General features: G+C 68.0%; 27 protein-coding genes and 5 pseudogenes. 17 read left to right on the forward strand and 15 right to left on the reverse strand.

Annotated features, from left to right (window positions below; translation table 11 throughout):
- Nucleotides 1-339 precede the first annotated feature (339 nt).
- On the reverse strand, nucleotides 340-3,027 hold the full coding sequence (locus ABZS54_RS03095) for a hypothetical protein (RefSeq protein WP_355530361.1): 2,688 nt from the start codon (nucleotides 3,025-3,027) through the stop codon (nucleotides 340-342).
- A 225-nt stretch (nucleotides 3,028-3,252) separates the two neighbouring features.
- Between ABZS54_RS03095 and ABZS54_RS03100 the strand changes: the two are divergent.
- The 3 genes and pseudogenes from ABZS54_RS03100 to ABZS54_RS03110 form a co-directional block, all read left to right on the forward strand.
- Nucleotides 3,253-3,390 (forward strand): annotated as a pseudogene (locus ABZS54_RS03100) (DUF664 domain-containing protein); the annotation flags it as partial.
- A 52-nt stretch (nucleotides 3,391-3,442) separates the two neighbouring features.
- Nucleotides 3,443-3,982, forward strand: coding sequence for a winged helix-turn-helix domain-containing protein (locus tag ABZS54_RS03105; RefSeq protein WP_355530364.1), 540 nt, complete (start codon nucleotides 3,443-3,445; stop codon nucleotides 3,980-3,982).
- Nucleotides 3,979-4,512 carry a transposase gene (locus tag ABZS54_RS03110; protein WP_355530641.1) on the forward strand — a complete coding sequence of 178 codons (534 nt, stop codon included), beginning with the start codon at nucleotides 3,979-3,981 and terminating at the stop codon, nucleotides 4,510-4,512. Before ABZS54_RS03105 ends, ABZS54_RS03110 begins: the two co-directional genes overlap by 4 nt.
- A gap of 31 nt (nucleotides 4,513-4,543) precedes the next feature.
- Here the strand turns inward: ABZS54_RS03110 and ABZS54_RS03115 are convergent, their stop codons facing one another.
- Nucleotides 4,544-4,669: a hypothetical protein gene (locus ABZS54_RS03115; RefSeq protein ID WP_355530367.1), complete on the reverse strand. Its 126-nt coding sequence runs from the start codon at nucleotides 4,667-4,669 to the stop codon at nucleotides 4,544-4,546.
- 212 nt (nucleotides 4,670-4,881) lie between these two features.
- On the opposite strand from ABZS54_RS03115, the gene ABZS54_RS03120 reads away from it, so the two are divergent.
- Nucleotides 4,882-5,478: a helicase associated domain-containing protein gene (locus ABZS54_RS03120; protein WP_355530644.1), complete on the forward strand. Its 597-nt coding sequence runs from the start codon at nucleotides 4,882-4,884 to the stop codon at nucleotides 5,476-5,478.
- Between the two features lie 153 nt (nucleotides 5,479-5,631).
- Here the strand turns inward: ABZS54_RS03120 and ABZS54_RS03125 are convergent, their stop codons facing one another.
- The gene (locus tag ABZS54_RS03125; RefSeq protein WP_355530370.1) at nucleotides 5,632-5,970 is read right to left on the reverse strand and encodes a MerR family transcriptional regulator; all 339 of its coding nucleotides are present in this window, start codon (nucleotides 5,968-5,970) and stop codon (nucleotides 5,632-5,634) included.
- 1,395 nt (nucleotides 5,971-7,365) lie between these two features.
- Between ABZS54_RS03125 and ABZS54_RS03130 the strand changes: the two are divergent.
- Nucleotides 7,366-7,482 (forward strand): annotated as a pseudogene (locus ABZS54_RS03130) (ATP-binding protein); the annotation flags it as partial.
- A 28-nt stretch (nucleotides 7,483-7,510) separates the two neighbouring features.
- Here the strand turns inward: ABZS54_RS03130 and ABZS54_RS03135 are convergent.
- Nucleotides 7,511-7,840: a hypothetical protein gene (locus tag ABZS54_RS03135; RefSeq protein WP_355530373.1), complete on the reverse strand. Its 330-nt coding sequence runs from the start codon at nucleotides 7,838-7,840 to the stop codon at nucleotides 7,511-7,513.
- Nucleotides 7,841-8,234: 394 nt separating this feature from the next.
- Complete coding sequence (locus tag ABZS54_RS03140) at nucleotides 8,235-8,705, reverse strand: ATP-binding protein (protein WP_355530646.1); 471 nt, start codon at nucleotides 8,703-8,705, stop codon at nucleotides 8,235-8,237.
- Nucleotides 8,706-9,958: 1,253 nt separating this feature from the next.
- Here ABZS54_RS03140 and ABZS54_RS03145 point away from each other — a divergent pair.
- Nucleotides 9,959-10,081: pseudogene (locus tag ABZS54_RS03145) on the forward strand (IS3 family transposase); the annotation flags it as partial.
- 14 nt (nucleotides 10,082-10,095) lie between these two features.
- Here the strand turns inward: ABZS54_RS03145 and ABZS54_RS03150 are convergent.
- The 6 genes and pseudogenes from ABZS54_RS03150 to ABZS54_RS03175 all read right to left on the reverse strand — a co-directional run bounded on the left by ABZS54_RS03150 (nucleotide 10,096) and on the right by ABZS54_RS03175 (nucleotide 13,345).
- Complete coding sequence (locus ABZS54_RS03150) at nucleotides 10,096-10,371, reverse strand: DUF3349 domain-containing protein (RefSeq protein ID WP_355530376.1); 276 nt, start codon at nucleotides 10,369-10,371, stop codon at nucleotides 10,096-10,098.
- A gap of 120 nt (nucleotides 10,372-10,491) precedes the next feature.
- Nucleotides 10,492-10,932: a DUF1308 domain-containing protein gene (locus tag ABZS54_RS03155; protein ID WP_355530379.1), complete on the reverse strand. Its 441-nt coding sequence runs from the start codon at nucleotides 10,930-10,932 to the stop codon at nucleotides 10,492-10,494.
- 52 nt (nucleotides 10,933-10,984) lie between these two features.
- Complete coding sequence (locus tag ABZS54_RS03160) at nucleotides 10,985-11,431, reverse strand: GNAT family protein (protein ID WP_355530649.1); 447 nt, start codon at nucleotides 11,429-11,431, stop codon at nucleotides 10,985-10,987.
- Nucleotides 11,358-11,513, reverse strand: a pseudogene (locus ABZS54_RS03165) (GNAT family N-acetyltransferase); the annotation flags it as partial. The gene ABZS54_RS03160 and the pseudogene ABZS54_RS03165, both read right to left, overlap by 74 nt.
- The gene (locus tag ABZS54_RS03170; protein WP_355530382.1) at nucleotides 11,494-12,330 is read right to left on the reverse strand and encodes a KR domain-containing protein; all 837 of its coding nucleotides are present in this window, start codon (nucleotides 12,328-12,330) and stop codon (nucleotides 11,494-11,496) included. The gene ABZS54_RS03170 and the pseudogene ABZS54_RS03165, both read right to left, overlap by 20 nt.
- Nucleotides 12,331-12,499: 169 nt before the next feature.
- Nucleotides 12,500-13,345, reverse strand: a complete 846-nt coding sequence (locus ABZS54_RS03175; RefSeq protein WP_355530385.1) for a hypothetical protein — start codon at nucleotides 13,343-13,345, stop codon at nucleotides 12,500-12,502.
- 192 nt (nucleotides 13,346-13,537) lie between these two features.
- Here ABZS54_RS03175 and ABZS54_RS03180 point away from each other — a divergent pair, with 192 nt between their 5' ends.
- The 4 genes from ABZS54_RS03180 (at nucleotide 13,538) to ABZS54_RS03195 (ending at nucleotide 15,951) form a co-directional block, all read left to right on the forward strand.
- The gene (locus ABZS54_RS03180; RefSeq protein WP_355530388.1) at nucleotides 13,538-13,690 is read left to right on the forward strand and encodes a hypothetical protein; all 153 of its coding nucleotides are present in this window, start codon (nucleotides 13,538-13,540) and stop codon (nucleotides 13,688-13,690) included.
- Between the two features lie 127 nt (nucleotides 13,691-13,817).
- A complete protein-coding gene (locus tag ABZS54_RS03185) occupies nucleotides 13,818-14,603 on the forward strand; it encodes a site-specific integrase (RefSeq protein ID WP_355530390.1) in 786 nt (261 codons plus the stop codon).
- Nucleotides 14,582-14,989, forward strand: coding sequence for a hypothetical protein (locus tag ABZS54_RS03190; RefSeq protein ID WP_355530393.1), 408 nt, complete (start codon nucleotides 14,582-14,584; stop codon nucleotides 14,987-14,989). The genes ABZS54_RS03185 and ABZS54_RS03190 overlap by 22 nt, the downstream gene beginning before the upstream one ends.
- Nucleotides 14,990-15,012: 23 nt before the next feature.
- Complete coding sequence (locus tag ABZS54_RS03195; protein WP_355530396.1) at nucleotides 15,013-15,951, forward strand: MerR family transcriptional regulator; 939 nt, start codon at nucleotides 15,013-15,015, stop codon at nucleotides 15,949-15,951.
- A 68-nt stretch (nucleotides 15,952-16,019) separates the two neighbouring features.
- On the opposite strand, the gene istB is transcribed toward ABZS54_RS03195, so the two are convergent.
- The 3 genes from istB to ABZS54_RS03210 form a co-directional block, all read right to left on the reverse strand.
- The gene (istB, locus tag ABZS54_RS03200; RefSeq protein ID WP_355530399.1) at nucleotides 16,020-16,817 is read right to left on the reverse strand and encodes an IS21-like element helper ATPase IstB; all 798 of its coding nucleotides are present in this window, start codon (nucleotides 16,815-16,817) and stop codon (nucleotides 16,020-16,022) included.
- A complete protein-coding gene (locus tag ABZS54_RS03205) occupies nucleotides 16,814-17,332 on the reverse strand; it encodes a hypothetical protein (RefSeq protein ID WP_355530402.1) in 519 nt (172 codons plus the stop codon). The genes istB and ABZS54_RS03205 overlap by 4 nt, the downstream gene beginning before the upstream one ends.
- 138 nt (nucleotides 17,333-17,470) lie before the next feature.
- Nucleotides 17,471-18,370, reverse strand: coding sequence for a polysaccharide deacetylase family protein (locus ABZS54_RS03210; RefSeq protein ID WP_355530405.1), 900 nt, complete (start codon nucleotides 18,368-18,370; stop codon nucleotides 17,471-17,473).
- A gap of 138 nt (nucleotides 18,371-18,508) precedes the next feature.
- Between ABZS54_RS03210 and ABZS54_RS03215 the strand changes: the two genes are divergently transcribed.
- The 7 genes and pseudogenes from ABZS54_RS03215 (at nucleotide 18,509) to ABZS54_RS03245 (ending at nucleotide 24,377) form a co-directional block, all read left to right on the forward strand.
- Nucleotides 18,509-18,979 carry a hypothetical protein gene (locus tag ABZS54_RS03215; protein WP_355530408.1) on the forward strand — a complete coding sequence of 157 codons (471 nt, stop codon included), beginning with the start codon at nucleotides 18,509-18,511 and terminating at the stop codon, nucleotides 18,977-18,979.
- A 522-nt stretch (nucleotides 18,980-19,501) separates the two neighbouring features.
- Nucleotides 19,502-19,945 (forward strand): site-specific integrase, encoded by a 444-nt coding sequence (locus ABZS54_RS03220; protein WP_355530652.1) that lies wholly within the window; start codon nucleotides 19,502-19,504, stop codon nucleotides 19,943-19,945.
- Nucleotides 19,879-20,561 (forward strand): annotated as a pseudogene (locus ABZS54_RS03225) (IS5 family transposase); the annotation flags it as partial. The gene ABZS54_RS03220 and the pseudogene ABZS54_RS03225, both read left to right, overlap by 67 nt.
- 110 nt (nucleotides 20,562-20,671) lie before the next feature.
- A complete protein-coding gene (locus tag ABZS54_RS03230; RefSeq protein ID WP_355530411.1) occupies nucleotides 20,672-21,298 on the forward strand; it encodes a hypothetical protein in 627 nt (208 codons plus the stop codon).
- A complete protein-coding gene (locus tag ABZS54_RS03235; RefSeq protein WP_355530414.1) occupies nucleotides 21,291-21,941 on the forward strand; it encodes a Fic family protein in 651 nt (216 codons plus the stop codon). Before ABZS54_RS03230 ends, ABZS54_RS03235 begins: the two co-directional genes overlap by 8 nt.
- A 134-nt stretch (nucleotides 21,942-22,075) precedes the next feature.
- Nucleotides 22,076-22,354 (forward strand): hypothetical protein, encoded by a 279-nt coding sequence (locus ABZS54_RS03240; RefSeq protein ID WP_355530416.1) that lies wholly within the window; start codon nucleotides 22,076-22,078, stop codon nucleotides 22,352-22,354.
- Between the two features lie 940 nt (nucleotides 22,355-23,294).
- Nucleotides 23,295-24,377 carry an LAETG motif-containing sortase-dependent surface protein gene (locus ABZS54_RS03245; RefSeq protein ID WP_355530419.1) on the forward strand — a complete coding sequence of 361 codons (1,083 nt, stop codon included), beginning with the start codon at nucleotides 23,295-23,297 and terminating at the stop codon, nucleotides 24,375-24,377.
- A 508-nt stretch (nucleotides 24,378-24,885) separates the two neighbouring features.
- On the opposite strand, the gene ABZS54_RS03250 is transcribed toward ABZS54_RS03245, so the two are convergent.
- On the reverse strand, nucleotides 24,886-25,341 hold the full coding sequence (locus tag ABZS54_RS03250) for a hypothetical protein (RefSeq protein ID WP_355530422.1): 456 nt from the start codon (nucleotides 25,339-25,341) through the stop codon (nucleotides 24,886-24,888).
- Nucleotides 25,342-25,343 lie beyond the last annotated feature (2 nt).

Below are 25,343 nucleotides of genomic sequence, written 5' to 3' on the forward strand. Positions count from 1 at the left end.
CGGCGCCCTTCACCGATCCGAGCGCGATCACGCACCGCCACCCGCCCCGACCCGGCGGCGACGCCCGACTCCGCGGGGACACACGGAATCCAAAAGGAGTCCCGCGATACATCCGGCATTCCAGCCGAACCACGGAACCGCAGGCCACCACGCCACAGGCCCCCGACCGGAACCGGACACCCCGCGATCCCCGCAGGTCAAACGACACAACGGGAAAACACGGACCCGTCCAACCGAACCCCGGGAACACAACCCGGAGCCTGACTCACCCACAAAGAAACCCGAGAACTCACACCTGAAGTAGCCGGGTGGGCCCGTGCAGGGCCCACCCGGGAGAACTCAGCTGTTCTCTTCCCGGATCGCCTCCCGCGCCGCGTCCGCCTGGTTCTGGATCGTTTCCAGGACCGCCGGCGGGACGTTCTTGTCCTCGAACGTCTCCACCAGCTGCTCAAGGACCGCGTCCGCCTGGACGAAGTCACCCTCCCGGGCGTGCGCCCTGGCCAGACGCTGCATCGTCTCGTTCAGGGAGATGTTGTCGATGGCGGTCGCCGCCGAGCCGACACCCGTCGAAGCGTCGACGACCGCGTTGAGCTGGTTGATGGACTCCTTCGTGTCGGCCCGGCGCACCGACACTTCGCCGTCGGACAGGGTCAGGAAGTGCCGTCCGGCGTTCGTGCCCTTCACCATGCGGGCGTAGACGGCCAGCGGGTGGTCGGCGTGGACGGCCAGCAGCTCGTCCAGCGCGTCGTTGCCCTGCTGGAGCTGCGGCGCGTCCGAACCCAGCACGGTGAGCAGCGTGCCCTGCTGATCGCCCATCAGCAGCTCGCCGACGGCCGCGTCGGCGCGCTCGAACGGCGGGCGCACCCGGATCACCTGCTCCGGCGACACCACCCGGGCGCCGTCGGGGGAGCTGTAGACGGCGCGGATCCGGTACGTTCCGGGCTGTTCGAAGGTCAGGCCGTCGGCGCCGTAGCCGAGGTAGGAGCTGGCGTACAGCGCGGGGTTCGCCGCGTCCAGCGTCACCCGGCGGTCGTGGCCCTCGCACTTGCGGATCATCGGCCGCCACGGCCTGGTCGCCCCCGACGGGTCGGTGATCGCGATCGCCAGGTTCTCGCCCTGCGGGTCGAGCGAGGGCGCCACCTCGACCGAGGCGCGGGTTCCGTCGAGCGCCAGCTTGAACTCGGCGACCACGGGTTCCCCGTACACGAATTCCGATTTGCCCGTCAGGATCAGCCGCAGACCCGACTCGTCGGTGAGTGGTGGGCTGAAGTCCTCCAGCGCCGTCATCATCGAGTTGATGATGAAGTCGGATCCGCCCGGGACGACGTTCCGGTAGAAACCGTGCCGCAGGTGCTTCAGTTCGGAGTCGGTGAACCGCAGCGGGAACGCGGCCCAGAACGGCTCCTGCCCGTTGCCCTGCGGGGACTGGTACTTCCAGTCGTAGTTCATCCACGACAGGTCGCCGTAGCCGTTGCTCGGGCCGAGCGGCTGCGGCGGCTGGGCGATGTTCTTCTGCCACGAGTGCAGCAGGTTGAACGCGTGCCCCAGCTCGTGCACGTGCGTGTGGAACTCGCCCCGGCCGCCGAGCAGACCGTAGTTTTCCAGTTCCTTCCACAGCACGGCCATTCCCTGCCGCTGGCTGCCCTGCTGGTCGAACATGATGCCGAGGATGCCGTCGTCCACGTAACGCGTCGCGACGAACGTCCACAGCTTCCACTGCGGCACGTCGCGCTGCTCGCTGAAGTTGGCGACCATCGCCGCGTGCAGCTCCGCCGACGACCAGCGCAGGTCCGCTCCGGCCGAAGCGACCGGGACCTCGTTGGACTGGTTGATGTTGCGCAGCTCGATGCCCATGTCGGCGTACGCGTCGGCGACCGTCATGACCCGCGCCCGCATTCCGTACGGCCGCGGGGCGTTCGCGGTGTTGTAGCTGCCGAACGCCCGGGTGCCCGTCATCGTGTCGGTCTCCATGTCGACCGTGCGCAGGTACGGCGAGGCCAGGTTGCACGCGAACTGCACCTGCGCCCCGGCCGCGCCGAGGGTCAGCGTGGCGGTGCCGGGCTGGGTCCGGCTGAGGACGACCGTTGCGGGCTGCGTCGTGGCGTTGTTCGCGTTGCGTGCCGTTCCGGTGACGGTGACACTCTCGTTCGTCGCGGTGATCGTCGGCGTGTCGACGATGAACGAGTTCGCGTACGTCGTCGTGCCGCCCGCGACGGTGAACAGGTCACCGCTGACCATCCGCTGCGTGAACGGACCGTCGACGTCGACACGCAGCTCGACGCTGGTCGTTCCGGAGGCTCCGGTGTAACGGCCGGTGGCCGGTTTGAACAGCGTTTTGTACGCCGCCGGAAGCGCGCCGAGTCCCGCGTTCGACTCGACGAGTTTTCCGGTCTTCTCCGGGCCGTTGGCCCAGTGGAAGATCATGCCGCGGTCGCCCTTGATGAAGAGCGTACGGGGCGTCGACCCGTCCATGTCCAGCATGACGGCGTGGTCGAAGTCGCCCAGGAACTCGTCCGGCAGCTTCTTCCACCCGGCCTCGGACAGACCGTTGACCGGGCCTTCGTAACTGACGCCGTACGACCAGTTGAGCACCGCGCAGCGGTTTCCCTTGAACAGGATCGACTGCCAACTGTCGTTCCACGGCTGCGAGATCAGACAGTCGACGTCACTCGTGTAACCCGCCGGAAGCCTCGTCCCGAACCCCGCGAGCCCGGACACCGCACCGTTGTAGACCTGGCCCACGCCGGCCCGCCACCGCAGGCAGTTGTCACCGTTGAAGAGGACCAGGTCGTAGTTCGAGTCGCCCGGGATGATGTGCAGCGCACCGTCGCAGGAGCCGGCGAAGGGCTCGGGGATTCCGGCGAGTTTGGTGCCGTACGCGCTGCTCAGCGGCCCGTCACTGACCAGGGCCGTCTGGCTGACCTGCGCCACCGTGGCACCCCTGCGGTAGAACAGCAGGTTCCTGGGGTTGTCCAGGGTGGGGAGGACGGCGGTGAATCCGGTGTTCTTGAGACGCATGAAGGCCATGACGGCCTCCCCTCTGTGAGGGACGCACACGTGTCGGGTGGCCGGGAGTGGCCGCTCCTTTGGCAGTTTTCTCCGGGGATCACCAGGCGGGGGGTGTTCTTTACGGGTTTGGCCGGTAAGGGGCGTTCGATGGCTGGTTTACGGAAACCTCGGTGTAGGAAATTGGGTGAAGGGAGTTTCTTTGGACGTCAGGATGACCCTATGGACTTCAAGAAGGACCTGCGGATGGACTTCAAGAAGGACTTGCGGAATGTTCTTCAGAACGCGCGTGATGGGCTGTTGTGGAAGCTCAATGGGCTGTCCGAATATGACATCCGGCGACTTCTGACACCGACAGGAACCAACCTGCATGGCTTACTGAGGTTTTCGTCGTGATGTCGTGGACGGTTGAAGATCCCTGCGCTATGCCGTGGATATGCGGTATGCGCAGGGTGGTGGGTTGACTTCCAGGGAACGGGCAGCGCGGGAGCGGTTGCGTTTGGATGCCGCGGATCGGTTCGGGCGGGGTGAGTCCAACGCGGTGATCGCGTCGGAGTTACGGGTGGCGCGTCGGTCGGTGGAGCGGTGGCGTCGTGCCTGGCGCGAGGCGGGTGTCGAGGGCCTGCGGTCCGCCGGGCCCGCGTCGGTCCCCAAGCTGGACCCGTCGCAAGTAGCGGCACTGGAGCGGGAGTTGGACCTGGGCCCGAGGGCCCATGGCTGGGAGGATCAGCGCTGGACGTTGATGCGGGTGCGGGCGGTGATCCGGCGTCGTTTCGACGTGACGTACTCGATCCACGGGGTGTGGGACCTGTTGCGGCGGGCCGGGTGGTCGTGCCAACAGGCCGCCCGGCGGGCGGTCGAGCGCGACGAGGACGCGGTGCGGGGTTGGGTTCGGGAGACGTGGCCGTCGGTGGAAGCACCGCGGCGGCGCTCGACGCGTGGATCGTCTTCGAGGACGAGGCCGGGATGTCGATGACGCCGCCGCGAGCGCGTACCTGGGGACGACGCGGGACCACACCGGTGGTGCGGGTGCGGGGCGGCTCCCGCGGACGGGTCTCGATCGCCGCCCTGGCCTGCTACAAACCGGGCGAACGCCCCAGACTGATCTACCGACCCCGTCTGCGCACCCGCCGCAAGGGGGAACGCAGGAGTTTCGCCTGGACGGACTACCGCGACCTGGCGGTGCGCGCGCATCTGCAGTTGGGTGGTCCGATCGTTTTGATCCGGGACAACCTCAACACCCATCTCGCATCCGGGATGCGGAAGTACGCCGCCGACCACGACTGGTTGACGATCCGACAGTTGCCGAGCTACGCGCCGGACCTGAACCCGGTGGAGGGGATCTGGTCCCTGGTCCGCCGCGGCTTCACCGGCAACGTCGCCTTCACCGACTCCGACCACCTGGTCCGCACGATCAGACGGGGCCTCCGCCACATCCAACGACGCCCCCACCTCATCGACGGATGTCTCGCCGAAACCGGACTTGTCATCCGACCCAGGAAATGAAATCCAACCAAGCGACATCACAACGGAAACCTCAGTAGTACTCCAGCTGTAGATCGTGATCATGCCGGCGGGAGCCGGTGCGGACCAACGCGGCGACAGTGGCCCCATGCGCGAGTTCATCCGCGTCCGGCTGCATCTTCAAGCTTCGCCCGATCACGCCCAAGCCTTGGCGTTGGTCCTGCTCGAAGCGACCTGGGAACACCAGGTCGATTTCATGGACGAGAAGTCGGTGCGCAGTCTCCTGCGCAAGGTCACCAGGCCGGGGACGACAAGGACAGCCTTCACCTGGTGCGCGGGGAGTACATCGGCTACTACGAGGACATCCCTCGCGAGGTTCGCAGCCGCCTGGCGGGTCCTGAGGCCCAGGCGATGGCCGCGGTAACGCCTTGGGCCGAGCAGTTCGAGGATTGGCGTGACGAGCAGGAGTTGGCCCGCGTGTGGTCGGAGAACCATCCGGTCGACTGGGGGCAGGCACCCCACACACGTCGGCCGGGAGCAGCGCGAGCGCCTGGTCGAGTTGGGGCTGACCCCGCCCGGGGCTGCGGCCGCCACCGCCGTGGCGCCGCCGGGGGCCGAGGCGCCCGACGGGTCCAGGCCCAGGCGGAGTCGGGAGCAGGCGGAGTCGGGAGCAGGCGGAGTCGGAAGCAGGCGGAGGCGGAAGCAGGCGGAGGCGGAGTCGGAAGCAGGCGGAGTCGGAAGCAGGCGGAGTCGGAAGCAGGCGGAGTCGGGAGCAGGCGGAGTCGGGAGCAGGCGTTCGAGATCGCGTTGAGCGCGGCGAAGGCGTATCGGGAGCGGGTCGGGCACCTCGAAGTCCCCCGCGGGCACGTCGAGACCGTGACGGCGTTCGACGGGTGGCGCGAGGACGTACGCCCGGGGGTGTGGGTGACCACCACCAGGTCCCGGCGGCCGAAGCTGCCGGCCGAGCGGGTCGCGGCGTTGGACGCGCTCGGCATGCGGTGGACGTGAGTTCGGATGTCGGGTCGGGTGTAGAGCCGAAGTCACGTCCGGCTCAGCGCGCGGTGTTCCCGTCGGAAGAACTCTGCGCGCACCAACGGGGTGTGAAATTCGGGACGGCGAGATGTACGCGATCCTTCTCCGCCCTGGCCGGCGCGGCGGTACTCAGGCCGCGGCCGTTCGGTCCGCCGATGCGGCGGCGCCGCGGTATTCGGCGTTGATACGGCGAGCCTCCTCGAGTTGGACTTCGAGGATGACGATGCGGCAGGCGGCTTCGATGGAGGTGCCGTGGTCGACGAGTTCGCGGGCGCGGGCGGCGATCCGCAGTTGGTAGCGGGAGTAGCGGCGGTGGCCGCCCTCGGAGCGCAGTGGGGTGATCAGGCGGGCTTCGCCGACGGCGCGGAGGAAGCCCTGGGTGGTACCGAGGATCTCGGCGGCCCGGCCCATCGTGTAGGCCGGGAAGTCGTCGTCGTCGAGACGGCCGTACGAGTCGTCTGCTGTCATCGTGCCTCTCTGTGGAACGTGGAGGGGCCCTGGTGCCGTTCGGCATCCAGGGCCCCGAAGGAACTGCTACACCACCTGCCGGCCCCGATACTGCGCCGGCCTACTGTTTCCGCGGACCCGACCGAACTACCGTCGGGAGCGCGGGGATCGCGGTTGCTTGACCGGAGACCACCTCGCTAACGATGTCCTGCGGTACCCGGGCTCGAGACTTCCGCCCGGGCGATCCCGATGGCGCTTCCACTCCTTCGTTGTTTCCTCGGTTGCGTAATGCGGTGTTGCTCTATCGGTTGTGCGTACTTCCGGTGACACCTACCGCTCGGTGGCCCGTGCCGGCACCACCCTTCGACGGCCAGCCCCGATCGCCCGTCCTGCGACTGCTCTGGCTTGGAACCCCACCGCCGAACCTCCCGATGCGCGCGCCCACAGCCGACGCCTTCACCGAGGTGCTGCTCACCTACTCCACTGCGGATACCGCGAACCGCTCGGTGGCCCGTGCCGGCACCACCCTTCGACGGCCAGCCCCGATCGCCCGTCCTGCGACTGCTCTGGCTTGGAACCCCACCGCCGAACCTCCCGATGCGCGCGCCCACAGCCGACGCCTTCACCGAGGTGCTGCTCACTCGACTTCACTGCGGATACTGCGAACCGCACTCGCGGTACTGCTCACCCGGTGCGGCCGTCAGTCCCGTCGCCGTCCTGCGACAACCCTGGCTTCGGGACTCCACCAGCACACCGTCCTGCGAACTGCCACTACACGTACTGCGCCCGGCAGTTCGTCTCTGCCAGGGCCTGCTGTCTCTCTGGGCTACGAGAGAAACCATAACCACACCAGAACCCGATGTCTACTCCGGACACCACAGATTTTTGGGGACTCCGGGCACACAAAACCTGCCCGGCACCGTGGCCTCCCGACGGCCCCGCCCTCCCTTCCCACGAGGCGGCCCCCGCGGTTCGGTCGGACGTGTTCGAAGGCGATCACCGCGCCTGTTCGGGGGCAGACTGCCGCCGGCAGGATCGGTGGGATCCACCGGCAGGCCCTTTCACCCCGGGAGTCGTCGTGGACCACAGCCCTACCGACACGCAGCGGACCGCCGTCCCGGCGTGCGCCGCCGGGCGCACGCCGTGAGCGTCGTACCGTTGGAGAGCGAGGACGTGGCGTGGTTCCACGACAACCTCACCGGCGCCCGGACGGCCGCCTCCCGCCTGGCCGCCCGGATCGGGACGGGATCGGGCGAGCACCGGGCCGGCGACGTCGCCCCGGCCATGCCCGAGGCCGCCTCCAACCTGGTCAAGCACGCCGTCGCCCGGGCGATCATGCTGCGGATCGCGCGCACCGGGCAACACGCCGGAATCGAATTCCGGGCCCTGGACGACGGACCGGGAATGGCGGACGCGGCCACCGCCATCCTCGACCGCCTCCTGCGCCACTGCGACGTGATCTCCATCAACGGCCCCAGCTACCGGCTCAAGAACCGACTCGCTGCCATCGCACGCGACACCGACGCAGCCTGACTTCCTCCCGGCCGGCTCCCTCGCATGGCTAGCTGCCCTTGCGGCGCCGCCGACGAGCGGAGGCGTCGCGGAAGCGGACCACGCCGGCTCCTGAAAGGCCTGTGAGCACGGCCATCTCCTTCGTGCCGTCAACGAGTCGACATGCGCCGGTGTCCGGGTCGACGATGATGGGCCAGTTTCCCCCGATTCTGATCTGACGCCCCTGATCGTCCTTCGCCGTGGGATACCAGTAGAATCCATAGACGCCCCTGATGGCCGGGGTCGCCAGCAGGCCAAGTTTGAAGGCCCACCGATCCCAACGGTCGGTCAGGGTTCGGCCGAACTCCTCGGCACATCTGCGTGCGTCGCTCTCCTCCAACAGATCCCTCCTCACCGCTCTCCAATCCTTGCGAGAGCAGACGATACGGGACTGAGCCGGACCACCGAACGGGAGCTGCTGGTGCACATTTCCCTGTACTTGGCGGTGCACACAGACAAGTACGTGGACACCAGCGGCAGCCCGAGCACAAACACACCAGCAGCCGACGCGAGAAGGACCGACCGCAGGTGATCGCCGCGTCACATCAAGATCAGCATCCTTGAGGCGACCCCATCCCCCGTCCACGGGTTTTCCCGACGGAACTCAACACCCGTCCCGGATCCCGCAAAACCACAGACCACACGCCAGACAAAGCCGATCAAGACAGCAAAACCCAGGCCAGGCAGTCAAGATCCAAATCCCAGATCCTGCAAACCCAACGGTCAACACATGATCAGCCGACAAGACCTTTCAAAACAGCCGGGGCGGAGCAGCCGACACCGCCGCCCTGGTCGACTCGCTCGACGCGGACGGCCAGTCCACCTCGACCGGCATCGCCGACCTGACTGCGGCCTACATTCCGAACGTGAAGCCCAACCGGCGACGTCGCGGCAGCCCGTTCGGTCGCAGTGACTTCCAGGTGAAGGAACTCCAGGCACGGTCGGGGCAGTCGCTGTGTCTTGTCCACGACCACCAGCCGTCGTACGGGAGCGGCGGCGAGGGCGGTGATCAGGGCGGCGTCGATGGACGACGAGCGGTGGGGGAAACGGCCGGGAACGGCGAGGGCCTCGAACAGGGCGCGGCGGAACTCGGCGACGGTGGGATACAGCGGGGCGCGGACCCATGTCGCGTTCGCGTGAGGGGTTTGGGCCAGGGCGGTGTGGATCGCGACGGTCTTGCCGCGGCCGGTGTTGACGCAGGCGATGCCGGCGGTGGCGAGGGTGGTTCGGTCGTGGCGGCCGCCGCCGCGACCGCGGTCGTGGGCACCACGACCGCGGTGGGAGGGAGCGCCGGCGTGGGAGAGGCGGGACGCGTGTCGGTCGCGATCGGTGTGTCGGCGGGCCCCGGGCGGGAGGGGCTGCGTGCCGCGTGCGGCGTGTCGGCGAGCGAGGCCGGGGTCGTGTGGGCGGGCGGGTCGGTTCCGGGACGGTCGAGGGCGAGGTCGGCCAGGGCGTCACGGGCGCGTTCGACCTCGCGGACAGGCGCCAGGACGCGGCGGGAGGGAAGTTCCCGCCCGGCCTCGCGGTCCCTGCGCACCACCCGGTGCAGCGTGCTCGGCGAGGGGACCGCGTCCGGGTCGGCGGTGGTGTCGGTCGGGTGCCGGTGCAACACGGCGACGTTCCCACCCGCCTGCGCGAGCACGGCCCAGCCGGGGGCGTCGATCTCGAAACGCCGGCGCGGAAGCCGATCCACCGCGCCGTGCGTGCGGGCGTGGCCCAGCCACCGCCACACCGTCCGTTGATGCACCCCCGCGACCTGGGCGCCCGCCCGCACGCGCGCCGCCGTCAACGCGTCCCGCGTGTCCAACTCCACCAGGCGGGCCACCAAAGCCGCCCGTGGCACCGCGTGTCGCGGCAACACGTCCTCGACCACCGAACCACCGGTCATCCCTCGGCCTCTCCCCCACCACGGGGGTCGCGGGCGATACACCACACGACACGAGTGATCCCACCGGGAGCAACCACCCCGACACACCGGAACCATCGTTTACGAGCCACCCGACCAAGTGGGGGTGTATCAGGCCGTGACAGCGACACCGAGACCGGCGATCACACCCGTGTCAGCAACCGAACCCGACAGCCCGCACCCCGACGCCCCCGCCACACCCACACACCAGCCACGGGACCCGACCAGCCACCACTGACACCACAACCACCGACACCACACCGAAAGATCACACCCTGCGCCGGGAAACTGCCGGCAAGACCCAGATCACGCTGGCGCGGCAGCCGGCGGCCCTGCGTCCTCGGCGTCCGGAAGGACCCGAGGACGCTCTCTGGTACACCTTGCGGACGCTCGCGAAGCGGTGGCAGTACCTGGACGCCGAGGCCAAGGACCTGACGAAGATGATCGCCGGCCTGGTCCGGCGGGTCGCCCCGCAGCTGCTCGAACCCTTCGGCATCGGCGTGGACACCGCCGCGGAGATCCTCGTCGTGACCGGCGACAACCCCCAGGCTCGACGTGTTCCGTTGGATCGCGTTCTACAACCACCGCCGACGCCACAGCACCCTCGGCTACCTCAGCCCGGCCGCGTTCGAGGAACGCGCAACCGAGGCCGATACACTTTCACTGGCCGCATGAAACCCCGTGTCCATTCACAATATCTCTGGATCCCACCCGAAAGCCGCTAGCTTTTCACGAACACGAGCTACATCTGGATCGGCACTTGGCAAATCAGAGCCCAGTGCATCCAAGTACCCTTCGATTGGATCCTGCCCAATCAGTTCAGCCAATACATCTCCGATATTTCTCAGCGACATACCTTCCTTCAACGCACCAACAAGGGCCGGATACTCGGCATCAGGGACTCCATTAGGATAGGCAGAAGTGAGCATGACATAGGCCTCCTGTAGATACTCGGGAATGCTCATGGGGATGGGATCCTTCCGTGATCCATTAGCACAAATACCTTAACGCACATCTAATTCGATTCACATTCTTCTTGCATCCGATACTCCGACCCGCAGTGACGATTCAATAATTACTTCCCATTACTGACCCGTGAATGAAACGGGGTCGTGACTCCTTGCAAAGATCCGCACTCCATGGTGAGCGGCAGCACTCAGGAAGTCTCGATCTCCCGTATATATCAGGACGCCATATTTATCGGCGGTACCGAATATCAATTTATCATTGTAGCCGAGGCGATTCGATGTCGTAAGAGCCATTACGCGAGCACTTGAATTGTTGTCGACTATTGTGACTCTTTTCATGAATTCAAGTCCACGGGCTCGCTCGATTGGGCCCGCCCTCATCACCATGGCTCGGGAAAATTCGTCCGCAGCGGTAGCTGGCATAAGAAGTTGCCTATCCTCACCATCGGCCGCAGCGACGGCCCGGAGGTCACCACGGAACTCCTGCTGCGTTACTGCCGGGAGCGGATCGCCGCATGCGATCGCGCCGCGAGTTCGATCGCCGGCCCGGCACCCCACCGCGCCAGTCCTCGACCCTGCTCAGGCAGGGGGATCGCGGTGGCGGATGCTCTCACGCGGTGGGGTCGATGGCCGAGTACAGCAGGGAGTCCCGCCATGTCCCGCGGGCGAGCTTGTGGTCCCGCATCCGCGCTTCACGAGTCATACCCGCCTTCTCCAGCACGCGCCACGACCCGACGTTGTCCGGGTGGCAGGTGGCCGTGACCCGGTGTAGTCCCAGTGTGCGGAAGCCGATGTCGAGCAACATTTCCGCCGCTTCGGTGGCGTATCCCCGGCCCCAGTGCCTCGGGTGGAACACGTATCCGAATTCGCCGCGGCGGTGTGCGGCACTGTCGACCCACACCGCGACGGAGCCGATCAACGTGCCGTCAGCGAGGACCGCCGCGAGGGCAGGTCTCGCGGGGCGTGATGTCCTGCCGTGCCAGCACGTCCGCGACGAAGGAGCGGGTGTCCTCGACCGTGTTCGGGCCCCAGTCGGTGAACTCGGTGACGACCGGATCGGAGCAGAATTCGTGCAGCGCGGCCTCGTCCGCGGGGACGAAGTCCCGCAGTGTCAGGCGCTCACCGGCCAGCTGGAACATCGGTCACCTTCTTCAGGAGTTGCGACAAGGTCTGGCTGCGCCCGGCCGGTGCGGCCTCGACGGTGCGGCCGGGCGCGTTCTGCTTGATCCATTGCGCCATCTTGGCCACGGTGTCGAGCCGGAACAGTGACGCGTACTGCAGGTCGGCCCCGAAGCGGTCCTTGATACGGCTGAGCAGCCGCAGGCCCATCAGCGAGTGGCCGCCGAGTCGGGGGAACGTGACATCCCGACCGATCGCCGCCACGCCGAGCACATCCCGCCACAGTGCCGCAACCTCGGCCTCGAGGTCGTCCGCGAACACGGGGTCGGCCCCTGTCACCGGCCCGGCTTCCGCTGTCTCGACGACCGTGGCCGATGCGACCCAACGCTCGTGGCGCGCGCGAACGTCCATCTTGGACACTACAGTCACCGCAGACCGAGCCGCGGTCACGATCTTCTCGACCATGTGCAGGGATTCCGCAGGTGCCAAGGCGAACCGGTCGAGTTCGGTCCTGACCTCGTGCTCCGGTTCCCCGTCGAGTCGCCAGCCGTCCCAGGTGGCGGCAAGCCAGCGTTCGTCGCCGACGAGCCACCGGTTTTCCGCGAACGCTTCCAGCGCGGCGTTGGCGGCGGCATAAGCGACCAGGCCGGGGCCGCCGAACCACGAGGCGTTCGACGAGAACAACAGACAGAAGTCCACATCGCCGACGACCTGTGCCAATGCCTGGGCGCCATGCAACTTCGGTGTGTGTTGCGCGCGGAAGTGCTCGGCGCGCAACGCGCCTCCGAGCGTGCGCGACGCCACGGCAACGACACGCACGACACGCTCACCGTCCACGCGATCGCCGTCGACGAGCCCCAGGGGTGTCTGCGGTGTTCACACTGCGACGACTGCGCCTGCCACGAGGAATCTGTGCTGTGCCGCACGTGCGCGGGCAGGGAGCGGACCCGGCGGGGGCCGAGGAGGACCTCGCCCGGTGGCAGCGGGAACTCGACAGCGGTCGCACCTACGCGCACGGCTCCACCGGAAGCGTCCTGCACCGTTGGGACTGTCGCTCGCTGCCCTCGGAGGAAACCGTACGCACGGCCCTGGCGTGGCTGGGCGGTGCAGGCCGCCCGGGCCGGCGTGCACGGCCCTGGCGTGGCTGGGCGGTGCAAGCCGCCCGGGCCGGCGGGCTCGGCAACACGTCCGGCGCGATCGGTCTCCCGAGCATGCCGCGCCTGTTCAACGCGGACGAACTCCGGCGCCGTCCGCGACGACGCCGGAACTGTCGACTGTGCGCACCCGATCCGATCTGACCGCCGGGGGCACTACGCCGGTGCGAGGGCGGGATCCGATCCCGACGCCACAACAGGACCTGGGTGGTGTCGGCGCCGTACCAGCCGGTGCCGTACGCCACCGCCAGGTCCGGGTACTCCGCGACCCATTCCTCGAGTTCGGCGCGCTCGTCCTCGTCCACCCCGTACGGCGCCGCCGTCAACGCGACCGGCTGCCCACGCAGGGACCAGGTGGTGACGTGGTCCGTCCAGCGCCACCGGTCGCACTCGCCGTACGGGCATCCGGCGCTGCCCCGCCGGCGCAGCCACTGCGGGCAACAGCCCAGGCCGTCCGGGCGCAGCCCGTGGCGCTGGGCCCATGCGACGAGGCTCCGTTGGGCGTCGCGGCGTCCGCGCAGGGCCGTCTCGAACGCGGCGTCGGGGTCGGGGTCGTCGCGGGTGCGGTAGTTGCGTCGGGGCGGGTCGGCGATCCCGTACGGCCAGGCGATGGTGCCGTCCTCGTGACGGCCGAAGAGCGCGAGGGCTCGGGCGTTCGCGTCGCTCGGGTCGCCGAGGTCGGGGACGGTGCTCGTCATGAATCGCCTTCCGATCACGGGTGGGCCCGGGCGGGCCCGGGACGAGGGGTCACCCGGATGGGTGACCCGTGAAACCGTCGGCTTGCGGGCAGGTACACCCCGGGCGCGGTTCCGGGTCCTCGGGGAAGGAAGGCCCGGACCGCGCCCACCTCGGGACGCCGACGCCCGGTGAACGAGGACAGGAAACAGCGGATGCGGGCGTTGCGACGTTCGGGTCACCCCACCCCGTGTCCGGGCCGGCGCCGGGGCGATGGGTACATGTACCGCATGGAGCGCGTCCACTGGCCGGTCGTGGTCGACCGGGCCCGGGAAATCGTCGCCGAGTACGACGCCGGCGTGACCTGAGACAGCTCTTCTCTGCATAGTTTGGGAATGTCTCACCACAACGAGTGATTTGATCTCGTTCTGCTGATCGAGTTCGATCTGGCCTGCTCTTCTCTCCCCTATGTGATGTCCCAAGGGGAGAGGGAAGTTGGACCTGTACTTCGTGAAGCGACCGTTGGTCGAGCGGTACGCGGCGGCATTGCCCGCAGGGTCGGCGGGGGCGGTGGAGTTGCTGGACCGCCGGGTGATTCCGGACGGGACGCCGGTGTTCCTGGGCGGGGACATGCGTCCGGTGGAGCCGGTCTGTTCGTGGTTTCGGCATCTGGCGCACAGGAACCGCGATCCGGAGACGATGCGGTCGTACGCCTACGTGGTGTCGCGGCTGATGGACTTCCTGGCGGCGCGCGGCACCGACGTGGTGTCCGCGACCGAGGCGGACCTGGTGGCCTACCGGCATCAGCGCCTGGTGCTGCAACAGGTGCCGATCGGCGAGTCGACGTGGGATCGCGAGGCGGCCACCGTCAACGGTCTCTACGACTGGCTGGTCGAGCAGGGGCGGGTGGCGCGTCGGCCGTTGCGGTTGGCGAAGCGGTACGGCAGCGGGATGGTGCGGGAGATGCAGGTCCGCCATCTGACGATCGATCAGTACCTGTACTTCCGGGACGTGGGATTGGGTGGCCAGGATCCGGACGGGGATGTCGATGCGGGCTTTCGGGGCTGGTGCCCGCACCGGGGCCAGGCGGCGGCCGAACTCGCGTTGTTGACGGGGATGCGCAAGCGGGAGTGGTCCTCGGTGCTGTTGCCCGGGTGGGCGCCCGTCGGGGCCCGGATCCGGTGCAGTTCCGGTTGCAGGCCTGCGCGAAGTACGGGCGGGCGCGCGACGCCTACGTCCCGGCGGCCGCGCTGGACCTGGTGGACACCTATCTGTTGCTGAAGCGGGCGGAGATCGTCGAGCGCTCGGCGGCACGTCTGAGTCGCCGCCGGCGCGAGTTGTTCGTGGTGGACCGGATCGACGAGGAGACCGGCAGGATGAGCGGGGTCCTGGCCGGTGATCGGCGGACCTTCACGATCGCGCGGATGCCGGCCGGGCTGCGGGCGATCACGGTCCGCGAGGGCGGGCGGGGATTGGAGTCGCTCGTGGCTTCGTTGACTTGTAAAGACAGCGTTTGTCGACGAGTTTCAACGGCGATCAGGGTCCAGGGAGCCCGCGAGTGTTCACGGGAAATGACGGCACTTCGGGAGATCTGGTGCGATCCCTGTCGGGACTCTGAAGGCACGGTTCGTTCAACCGGAGGGCTTAACCGCTTGTGTCTCCAGTAGGGGGAGACAGCAGGGTGGAGCACATGAACGGCGACGCGCTCTACTCGATTGGTGATCTTGCCCGGCGGACCGGGCTGACGGTGAAGACCATTCGGTTCTACTCCGACGCGGGAATCGTGCCGCCGACTGACCGAAGCCCGGCTGGCTACCGGCTCTACGACATCGACGCCGTCACACGTATCGATCTCGTGCGTACCCTGCGCGACCTCGGGCTGGACCTTTCCGTCATCAGGAAGGTCCTCGACCGGGAAGTCTCCGTCCCCGAAGTGGCCTCAGCGCACGCCGATGCCCTGGACGTGCAAATTCGTACGCTCCGTCTGCGTCGATCCGTACTGAGAGCGGTAGCCAAGCGTGGTCCTACACCTGAGGAGCTGGATCTCATGCACAAACTCGCCAAGCTTTCCGACAGCGAACGGCAGCGGCTGGTGACCGACTTCATCGATGACACCTTCGGCGGGCTTGACGCCAACCCGGAGTTCGTAGCCATGATGCGGTCGGCCATGCCCCAACTCACCGACGATCCGGCGCCCGAACAGGTCGAGGCATGGGTCGAACTCGGAGAACTCTGTCAGGACACGGACTTCCGGGCCGCCATCCGAAGGATGGCCGAACACCAGGCGGCGGAGCGGGCGCAGGGCGACACGACCGGCCTGCATCATGATCTGACCACTGCGGTGCGTGAGCAGGTCGGCGAAGCTCTCGCGGCAGGAATCCAGCCGGAGTCCGACCAGGCGGCACTCATCGTCGATTCCCTCGCTGGTCTCTATGGCGAGACGTTCGGACGCACCGACGATGCCGACCTGCGGCAATGGCTCGTCACCCGATTGGAGACCGGTGCGGACTCCAGGGCGGAGCGCTACTGGCAGCTTCTGTCGACCATCAATGGCTGGCCGGTACCGCCTACTCTCGCGCCGGTCTTCAGTTGGTTCATCACCGCTCTGCGCTCGCAGCTGAGCCGATAGCACGCCGCGCAGCCCCGGACACAACCGCCGCAGGGATGGCGGACCGCAGAGCAAGTGGGCGGAGGCTGTCAGTTGGCCTTTGCCTGATCTTCGGAGCGGGCGCGGGTGGTGGCGAGGCGATAGGAGTCGGTGCCGGTTTCGATAATCGTGCCGTTGAAGGTGAGGCGGTCGACGATGGCCGCGCAGAGGCGTGGATCGGTGAAGGTCTTGGTCCAGCCGCCGAAGGACTCGTTGGAGGCGATGGCGACGCTGTTCTTCTCCTCGCGTTCCGTCAGGACCTGGAAGAGGAGTTCGGCGCCGCGGCGGTCCAGTTCCATGTAGCCGAGCTCGTCGATGCAGAGGAGGTCGACGCGGCCGTAGCGGGCGATGGTCTTGTTGAGCTGCTTCTCGTCGGCCGCTTCGACCAGCTCGTTCACCAGTTTCGTAGCGAGGGTGTAGCGGACGCGGTAGCCCTTCATGGCCGCTTCGGTGCCCAGTGCGATAAGCATGTGGGACTTGCCGGTGCCGGAGTCCCCGATCAGGCAGAGCGGCTGGCTCTTCTTGATCCACTCGCAGCTGGCGAGGGTGTGGATGGTGGCCGCGTCGATGTTGGGGTTCGCGTCGAAGTCGAAGGCCCGCAGGGACTTCTCCCGTGGGAATCCGGCTGCCTTGATCCGCCTCTCCGAGCGGCGGCGGGACCGGTCGTCGCACTCGGTCATCAGCAGCTCAGCGAGGAAGCCCCGGTAGGTCATCTGGTCCTTCATCGCCCGGTCGGCGATGTCGGAGAACTCGTTGCGGATCGACGGCAGCCGCAGAAGTCGACAGGCGCTGTCGATGGCGGCGTCGGCGGCCTGTTCGGTCAAGCCTCGCTGGCGGAGCAGGGTCATTGTGCTTCTCCCTCACGGTGGTCGCCGCCGCTGGTGCGACGGCGTCGGAGTAATTGGTCATAGGGGGCCACCGAGGGCAGCGGCCTGGTGTCCGCAGGAAGGTGCGCGAGCCGCCACTCGTGCAGGGACGTCACCGTCGCCGACGGCTCGCCGGGAACCAGCCGGTCCGCTGCGGGGGCGGGCTCGGTCTCCGCCTGGGCGGCCTTGCGGGCTTCCAGGGCGACCGCGTCAGCGGTCATCGCCCCGGCCCGCAGGGCCGCAGCCAGGCCGGCGACGACATGCTCATGGGGCAAGTGACGCCCCAGCAGGAGCACCTCGATCAGGGCCCGGGTGCCGTCCCGCTCGCCATGGATCTTGCGGGCCTGGTCCCACCAGGCGTCGTGGACCGGGGTGAACCTGCCTGCCGAGCGGGCCTGTTCGAGGGCTGTGGAGCCAGGGAAGGCACCGGGCTTGCGGACCAGAAAGCGCGAGCAGACCCACCTCCGGCACCGCCTCGACGCCGCAGCCACCGTCATCGCCGCACTCCACCACGACAACGAAGCTCTCCGCGAGCACCTCGCATCCAGGGCCGGAAGTGTCGTTGCCATCGACACCTTCCGCCGGCAGTAGCCCGCCTCCCGCTCACGGGCTCGCTGGAGCGGGGGCGACGCGGTTCATCGGGGGCTGATGGTCTGCGTCCAGGCTCGCTGGATCTGCTTGTAGTCGATCACCACGATGCCCTCCTGGCGGAGAGCCTCATGAGCTTGGGGCGACGTCAGGAACTCGTAGTCAGTGCGGCGAACGAGCCAACCGTCGTCAAGGGCCTGGGAGTCCTGGTCGGCGAGGCTGGGATGGACAGCCCATTCGTTCAGCCCGCTGGGCAGATCGCGCAGCAACTGAAGATACCGGGCCTCTTTCCCTTCGATGTCGAGGGAGAAGCTGTCCAGGAAGTCGTTGTCGATGACCACGAGTCCCTGCTGCCGCACGGCGTTTCGTCCGGGCTCCAGCCAGACCCGCACCGCGAGACCGTACTCGGCGGCCAGCCCCAGTGTCAGGTCGAGGATGTCGTCGCGTCCCCCGTCGGCCAGGCAGTGGAAGTCCAGGTGGGTGGGAGTGAGCCCCGCGTCAGCGACGGCATCGATTTGTGCTCGGAACTCCAGCTCGATCTCGTCAAACCGGGCCTGGCCGAGCAGAGCGGCACGTCCGGCGGGCGTCGGCGCGAACAGACGGCCTTCCTTGTCCAGCAGTGAGGGGATCTGCTCTTTGGCGGTCATCGGCCCCCACCGCAGTTGAGGCATCTCGCAGACCAGGGTGAGGTGGATCCCAAACGCCATCCCGGGCCGTCGGCGCAGACGTCGCATGGCATCCGGCGCTGCCGGACACAAGGTCATCAGGCTGCAAGAACCGGCGATCCCCTGCTCGATCGCTTCGACCACTGCGGCGTTGATCGCTGGATACATCCCGAAGTCATCACAGTTGACGATCAGCAGCCGGGCGTCGGGGGGATACCCGAGCTCAGCACTCGACTGCTCCGAAGGTGTGACGGCCACCGGGGGCAAGGCATCTCCATCCATCCCCGCAGTCTGAGCCCTGGACAGGGCCCCAGGCACGGGATTTTCCCTGGCCGCACGAGACTCCTGCCCTGCCCCGCCGCCGTCACGCGCTTGTCACTCTCCTCCCTCACCACTCGATTGACGAGGGGTCGCTGTCTCATGAGACAGCGAAACGGTGGAGAACAGCTCTGGTACCGGGCGATCTCCGAGCACCTGGTGCCGAACACGCCGTCGATGTACCGCCGGTTGTCCTCCCGTCTGGCCCGGGCCCGGCGCGAGGGGCGCTTCCCCGACCTGGTCGACACCCTGCGCGAGGTCCACGTCCCGCCGGCCTGGACCGACAACGCGGCGTTCCTGGAGCAGGCGCCCGACTGGTTCCGGCTGGACCGCAGCCGCGGCCGGGAGGTCGCCGTGTACGTCGCGGCGGGAAAGGACTCCCTGCGGCGGATGTTCAGTTCCTGGTTGGCCGATCTCGGCGTACCGGTGCTGGTCGTGCGCGGCTTCGGCAGCCAGTCCTACGTCGACGTCGTCCGCGCCAGAGTCGCCCAGGACCCGCGGCCGGCCGTGTTGGAGTACATCGTTCTCCCGGGCTTCGCCGAGTGTGGTGTGACGATGCACTGCATCGGGTGAGCTGGGGTTCTTCCTCGCATCTCTGGGGCTGTCGTGATCGTTGCGGCATGTTGCACACGAGATCGGAGGAGACCCTTGCGGGCCTTTCCTGTTCAACTCCCGTCCGGTGTCCGCTACTGGACCGTGCTGGACGAGGACCTGGTCGTCGTACCAGAGGCGGACGCGTTTCTGCGTCACGTCCGGTTCGGCAAGGACCAGGCCGAGCTGACGACCCGTACGTACGCCGGGCACGTCGCGCTGTACCTGCGCTGGTGCACGCGAACGGGCCGCGACTGGCGGGTGGCGGCCGAGGAGTTCGGGCTGTTCGTCGTCTGGCTGAAGTTCGGCTCGAATCAGGTCACGGGCATTGACCGCCCTTCGGGCGGCGGGCTGGTGTACCCCGGGCCCGGGGCGAAGGCCGCACGCGAACCGGCTCGGATCCGAAACATCCTCACGGGAGTGCGGCAGTTCCTGCTGCACGGCATGGCGAACGCGACGTTGCAGCAGCGTCTGGTGCCGGTGCGGCTGTTCTACGACTACCTCATGGAGGAAGGGCTGCAGGAGTCCAATCCCGTCGGCCGCGGACGCTACACGCCGAGTCGCGCCTTCGGCGGGAACCAGCGAGGGCTGGTGCCCCGGTTGAAGAAGCTGCCGTGGATCCCGAGCGAGCGGCAGTGGCTCGACCTGCTGGACGTCGCGCGCAAGGAGCCCGTACGCAACCGGCTCATGCTCGCCCTCGCCTACGACGCGGCCCTGAGGCGCGAGGAGTTGTGCTCGTTGCGGACCGACGACCTCGACCCGGCCCACCGGACCCTGCGCGTTCGGGGATCGGCGTTCCCGCGACCGCAACGTTGTTGCCCATCATCGAAGTTCGACAGGGGAAAGCAGGAGATTCTTGACAATCCTGATTCCACAGAACGCCGTGGCAGACGGTGTTCCACCGGTTCACCCGCTGGGCCCGCGACGGGACCTGGCACCGGATCCTGACGACGCTGCAGGCCCGGGCGGACGCCGACGGCGACCTGGACTGACTCGTCGGAGTCGACTCCACGATCGTCCGCGCGCACCAGCACGCCGCGGGCGCCCCGAAAAGGGGGCGCTCGCAGGTGAGCCGGTCGACCATGCCCTCGGCCGGTCACGCGGCGGGCTGACCACCAAGGTCCACCTGGCCGCCGACGGCCGCTGCCGACCGCTCGCGTTCGTCGTCACCGCCGGACAACACGGCGACGCTCCGCAGTTCACGAGCGTCATGGCCGCGATCCGGGTCCCGCGCGCGGTCGGTCGACCGCGTGTCCGGCCTGACGTCGTGCTCGCCGACCGAGCCTATTCCTCCCGCGCGATCCGCGCCCACCTGCGACGACGCGGCATCCGCGCAGTCATCCCCGAACCCGCCGACCAGCAGGCCAACCGCAACAGGCGCGGCCGGCACGGAGGCCGACCGCGACGCCTCGACCGCGACGCCTACCGCCTGCGGAACGCCGTCGAACGCTGCATCAACAGGCTCAAACAGTGGCGCGGCGTCGCCATGCGCACCGACAAGCTCGCCACCAACTACCAGGCCGCACTCCACGTCGCCGCGATCTTCCTTTGGCTCAAGCCATGATTCTTAAGACACGCCCGAGGCCCGAACGCAGGCAACACGAATACACACCCGATCGTCCCGTCAGCGCGGGCCACCGCCACCAAGCTGACGCGACAAGAGAGGATGGCCCAATGAAATTCAGCATCGACCCCTTGGGCCTCACCTGGGAGGACGTCGACCCCGCTACGCACCCCTTCGACCCCACTGTGGTTCCGAGCATGGTTCCGGATCCTCGTGCCGGCCGGGAGTCGGCCTGGCAGCACGACATCTCCCACGCGTTCGTCGACCGGTACGGCATCTGGGCCTGCGGTTGGGCTTCGTTGACGATGCCCCCACCCGATGGCACCGCTCAGCAGAAGTTTCTCCACGAATACTGGGCCGACGACCCCGAATCGGCCCGACGCATGGCGGCCGATTCGTTGCTCGGTTGGCGTGAGTGGCTGGAAGAACTAGGCGCGTTCTTCGACGAGTTCAGCCTTCTTCTCAACGACGCCGAAACTCAGGCGCAGCGATGGGAGCAGGCGGTCGTTCGCCTGATAGCCATGGCCGTCGAACGCATCGCCGAGGACGAGTTCTGGTACTGCTACTGCGAACAGATCCTGTCCTGGTTCCTCACCGCCTCAGGCGTACTTCCCGAGCGCGCCGAGGACCTGCTCTGGACAGCCACCAACGGCCGATTCTCCAGCTGGGTCACGGCCTCCGAGAGCACAGCCGCCGAAGTCGCCCGTACCATCGCCACCGAGCTGTCCGGTGCATGACGACCTGGCCCTGTGGCGCTGCGTCCGGCAGGAAACCCCCTGGCCGGAGTCGACGGAACCACCTCCCCGAGGCGCAGAAATCCGCGACGGTGTCACCGACTTCATAGCCACCGTAGTCCGCGACCGCGACCCTGAACGCGCCTCCCGCCTCGGTACGGCCCTGAACCGCTCGCGCACCGACGCCGCACGCGGCGCTCCCCTCTCCTTCGCACTCATGGAGGCGTGGCAGCGCGACGTACTGGCCCTGCCCACCGTGCCGTTCCGCGACGGCCCGGCTTTCGCAAAGGGTGGCCGGGAGCGTTATGCCCTGAACACTGACACCCGCACTGCCTTCGACACGTGCCTCGTCGAGGCGACACAACCCGGAATCGCCCTGTCCGCACGTGCAGTTCGCGCGTACCTGGATGTGGTCTTCTTCCACCCGTTCCCCGACGGTAACGGCCGAGCCGCCATGCTGGCTCTGGACTTCGTGCTCACCCGCGACCAAGTCCGCATCGACGCAGTCGGCCCGCTGTTCCAGCTCCCCCGCCAGGCCGGCGACGCGGACGGCGCCCTCGCCTTCGTACGACTCCTCACCGCACTCCTCACTGCCCCCTACCGCCGCCGCCCCCGCGCCCCCACCCGGCACGCGATCTCGGACTGACACCACCGCATCAGCCGCCCCATACGCCCGAGCGGCGCTTCACATCTCCGGCTACGCGCTGGTTTTCGTGATACCGGATCTGCGACGGTCGACAACTCAACTTTCGTGGCGGGGGCGGTCGGGGCCACCGGCCGGTGACGTTCCAGGGTCAGGTCGGACCGGAGGTGGCGCGCCTGGTCTTCGTCCCTGTCGCGGGCACCAACGACGTCCCCCTCCTGCCCCAAGGTCCCGGCAGCGGCCCCCTCCTGTCCCAACGAGTACGCCCTGGCCTGACCGCGCCCATACCGATCGAGGACCGTCGCCTCCCAGGCGCCCGAGGATTCGCCATAGCCGCCACCTACACCAACCACGCCCTGCTCCTGGCCTACGGACGGGACGGAAGACTAATCGCGGACGGGGGCAAACTCTGGTGAACCCGCGGTCGGGCCCGAAAGCCCGCAACCCGGCGACTCGCTCTGAGAAGGGTCGTTCAGGACCTTGCTGCGGCTCGGCGGAGCAGAAGCATGATGGTGGCGAGGTGGGCCGCGCTCTCGGAGCTGCCAAGGCGGTAACCGTAGTCCTTGCACAACCGCCGAGGGCGTCCCAGCCGGGCGAAGCTTCTCTCGACCACCGATCGGCGACGGACCATGGCGAACAGCGGCCCGTTGGCGGAGCACCGGCGCCGCGATGTCCTGGGTCCAGCCCGAGGACTTTGCGGCGTGCTTTTCGACGAAGGCATCGACACCGACAGCGGTGGCGAGCGGGAATCTCACGACGCCGGATGAACAGGGGAGCGGATTCCCTGTCGCTTCCTGTGCCGGTACCCCGCATGATCTCCCCGGCAGACAAGCCGAGTTCATCCGTCGAGGGAGTCACGTCCTGAACCGCGCGCGACGCATCGGCCGTATCGGTGCCGATGCCGTGACGCACGCGTCGTGGCCGTTGTCGTCGCGACAAGCGCGGTCCTGGTGACCGCCGCGTGCACGCAGGCCCACGACCGCCACCCCCGCGCGGAAGCAGCACTGGAGACCGGGACGCGGTGGTGAACGGTGACGGGCTCGATCGGCGGAACCGCGGCCGCGGGCCGTGCTCCCGGACGCCACAGGCCGTGTGGCGCGGCAACGCCTGGCCCGCATTACATAACCACCTCACGTGCCGAGGCCACGCCAGGCGTGCGTCCCTCGCCTTCATCCCGTGACGGTGCCCGTCGCGGCCCGCGGTCGTTCACGGCCCTTCCGTTGGCTGTTCGGCTCGGATTCCTCCGGCTCCTCCGCCATCCCCGCCGGCGGCACCACTCGCCCAACTCGGGGTTGTCGTACGCCAATCGGGGTTGACGGTGCGGTTGGAGCCGGTGTAAACCTTCCTTGCCATTGGATGACCCGCCGTTCCTTCGAACGAGCGGGTTTTCCGTTTTCTCGCAGGGTGGGGAAATACTGCATGTCACGTTTTCACGTGAAGAAGATTGCCGCGTTGGGGATCGCGAGCGGAGCAGTCCTGGCCGGTTCGATGGGCCTGCCCGGTACGGCTTCCGCAGCGGGTGGGATCACGATCACGCCGTCCACGGCCACGGTCGTGCCGGGGGGTGCGAACCTCAAGCTCACCATCACGGCGACGATGCCGTTCGACGTGAGTTTCAAGGGAACCGGCAGCAGGTCTTTCGGCTGGTCGGTGCCTCACGACGTCTGCAAGTGGGACGAGGTCGTATCCTCCCGGCTGACCTGTACTCCCGGTGCGGACGGCAAGGTTGTCTTCCCGGTGGGTACCGAGGAGGGCAAGGAAGGCGAGAAGGTCACATTCACTGCCAAGGCCGTCAAGGGCGATGCCAAGGCGACTGCCGAGTTGACCTACGGAAAGCCGGTCAACGAGTCCGACCTCCAGATCCACAACCCCGCGTCGTTCTCGTACCTCAACCCGGGCGGCGAACTGGGCAAGGATTTCGCCATCGAATTCTGGGACAGCCACAACAAGAAGGCCGATGCCACGATCACCGTGACCGCGGTCAAGGGGTTCAAGTTCTCCAAGGCGCCCGAGGGTTGCCGCCTGGACGGCGCGGGGTTGGTGGTCACCTGCGCCAGGACCGGCGTCGAGGGCGGTATGCCGAGTTGGTTGACCGGCTTCAAGGGCACGATTTCCGGCAACGAGCAGATCCTCGAAAGCCGGATCACCGGCCCGCTGCCCGACAACGCTCCGGAGAACAACGTCGACCGCACGGTGTACTCGAACCGTGTCGACCCGACCGGGCCGAGCACCAAGCCCACCGAGGTGAAGCCGACCGGCAAGCCCACGACGGCCAAGCCCGACGTGAGCACGCCGACGAAGCGCCCCGAACTGGCCGAGACCGGCGCAGACGACAACGACAACACCATGGTGATCGGCGGGGCGGCCGCCGCCCTCGTGGTGGTCGGCGCCGGGGGGCTCCTCCTGGCCCGCAAGCGCCGCGGGACGCACCAGGCATAACCGCGACACGTCGTGACACGAACCGCCGTCGGGCCCCGGCCCGGCGGCGGTTCCGTGCGCTGCCGCGCTGCCGACCGGCGCTGGTGTGTGGGTGCGCGCGAGAAGATCGTGTGCGACGTGTGTGAGTGGGTCAGTCACGGCCGGCGTCGCGAAGGTGTGCCGCGGCGCTGCGGGCGAGTCGGTCCGAGGTGACTGCTGCCACGAGGGCGGACGACGAGCAGGGCTCCGCGGCGTTCACCGTCGTCTCACCGGACACCGAGGGGGCGACCGAGGCCCTGCGGCGCGCCGCCGCGGTGTTCGGACGTCGGGGCGGACCTGGGGGCCGCCGGCGTGCTCGGGGCGGTGTCGAATCGAATCGCCGTCACACACGACTGCACTGCGGCGAGAGTCTCATCCACCAACTGCTCAACCGAACTCTCCGGTGCCCGCCAAACAGCGTGGACGTTGCGCCCCGAAGCTTCGCAAGGAACGGCCGGCACGGCCAGTGGTGATCAACGCCCCGTCGTCGTCAGGAGGCGTCGGTCGTGGAGTCGGTGCTCCAGACCCGTCGCAGGTGGTCACCGAGCGCGCGGGCGAGGGCCATGGTCCCTCCGCCGTGGAGCACGGGGTAGCTGGTGCCGCCGTAGCCGTTCTCAACGCCGTCCTGGGTGTTGAACACGACTTCGGCACCGGTGGGAAGCAGGCCGAGGAACCAGGTGGTGAGGACCTCGGCGGCGGCGGGGGCGGTGCACATCTCGAGGGTGAGGGATTCGCGGTCGGGTGCGTAGGCGCCGCTGAACATCCAGTCTCCGATGGGGAAGGCGAACTCGAGCCTGTCGCGTCCGGCGATCGTCCGCTCGGTTGTGCACACGGCGTCGGGGTTTCGGGCGAGGTTGCCGGTGATGTCCTCAGCGGTCAGTCCCCAGGGGTGACCGTCGGGTGGGGCGAAGAACCAGTGGGTGGCGTAGGTGGCGGGGTCGGTCATCG

It is taken from the genome of Embleya sp. NPDC005575 (assembly GCF_040605455.1).
Taxonomy (GTDB): Bacteria; Actinomycetota; Actinomycetes; order Streptomycetales; family Streptomycetaceae; genus Embleya.

Coding starts and splice junctions, on each gene's coding strand:
- ABZS54_RS03095 (WP_355530361.1), bottom strand. CDS start 3,027: ATGGCCTTCATGCGTCTCAAGAACACCGGATTCACCGCCGTCCTCCCC.
- ABZS54_RS03105 (WP_355530364.1), top strand. CDS start 3,443: ATGCGGTATGCGCAGGGTGGTGGGTTGACTTCCAGGGAACGGGCAGCG.
- ABZS54_RS03110 (WP_355530641.1), top strand. CDS start 3,979: ATGACGCCGCCGCGAGCGCGTACCTGGGGACGACGCGGGACCACACCG.
- ABZS54_RS03120 (WP_355530644.1), top strand. CDS start 4,882: ATGGCCGCGGTAACGCCTTGGGCCGAGCAGTTCGAGGATTGGCGTGAC.
- ABZS54_RS03125 (WP_355530370.1), bottom strand. CDS start 5,970: ATGACAGCAGACGACTCGTACGGCCGTCTCGACGACGACGACTTCCCG.
- ABZS54_RS03150 (WP_355530376.1), bottom strand. CDS start 10,371: ATGAGCATTCCCGAGTATCTACAGGAGGCCTATGTCATGCTCACTTCT.
- ABZS54_RS03175 (WP_355530385.1), bottom strand. CDS start 13,345: ATGACGAGCACCGTCCCCGACCTCGGCGACCCGAGCGACGCGAACGCC.
- ABZS54_RS03180 (WP_355530388.1), top strand. CDS start 13,538: ATGCGGGCGTTGCGACGTTCGGGTCACCCCACCCCGTGTCCGGGCCGG.
- ABZS54_RS03195 (WP_355530396.1), top strand. CDS start 15,013: ATGAACGGCGACGCGCTCTACTCGATTGGTGATCTTGCCCGGCGGACC.
- istB (WP_355530399.1), bottom strand. CDS start 16,817: ATGACCCTGCTCCGCCAGCGAGGCTTGACCGAACAGGCCGCCGACGCC.
- ABZS54_RS03205 (WP_355530402.1), bottom strand. CDS start 17,332: ATGACGGTGGCTGCGGCGTCGAGGCGGTGCCGGAGGTGGGTCTGCTCG.
- ABZS54_RS03210 (WP_355530405.1), bottom strand. CDS start 18,370: ATGGATGGAGATGCCTTGCCCCCGGTGGCCGTCACACCTTCGGAGCAG.
- ABZS54_RS03215 (WP_355530408.1), top strand. CDS start 18,509: ATGAGACAGCGAAACGGTGGAGAACAGCTCTGGTACCGGGCGATCTCC.
- ABZS54_RS03220 (WP_355530652.1), top strand. CDS start 19,502: ATGGAGGAAGGGCTGCAGGAGTCCAATCCCGTCGGCCGCGGACGCTAC.
- ABZS54_RS03230 (WP_355530411.1), top strand. CDS start 20,672: ATGAAATTCAGCATCGACCCCTTGGGCCTCACCTGGGAGGACGTCGAC.
- ABZS54_RS03245 (WP_355530419.1), top strand. CDS start 23,295: ATGACCCGCCGTTCCTTCGAACGAGCGGGTTTTCCGTTTTCTCGCAGG.
- ABZS54_RS03250 (WP_355530422.1), bottom strand. CDS start 25,341: ATGACCGACCCCGCCACCTACGCCACCCACTGGTTCTTCGCCCCACCC.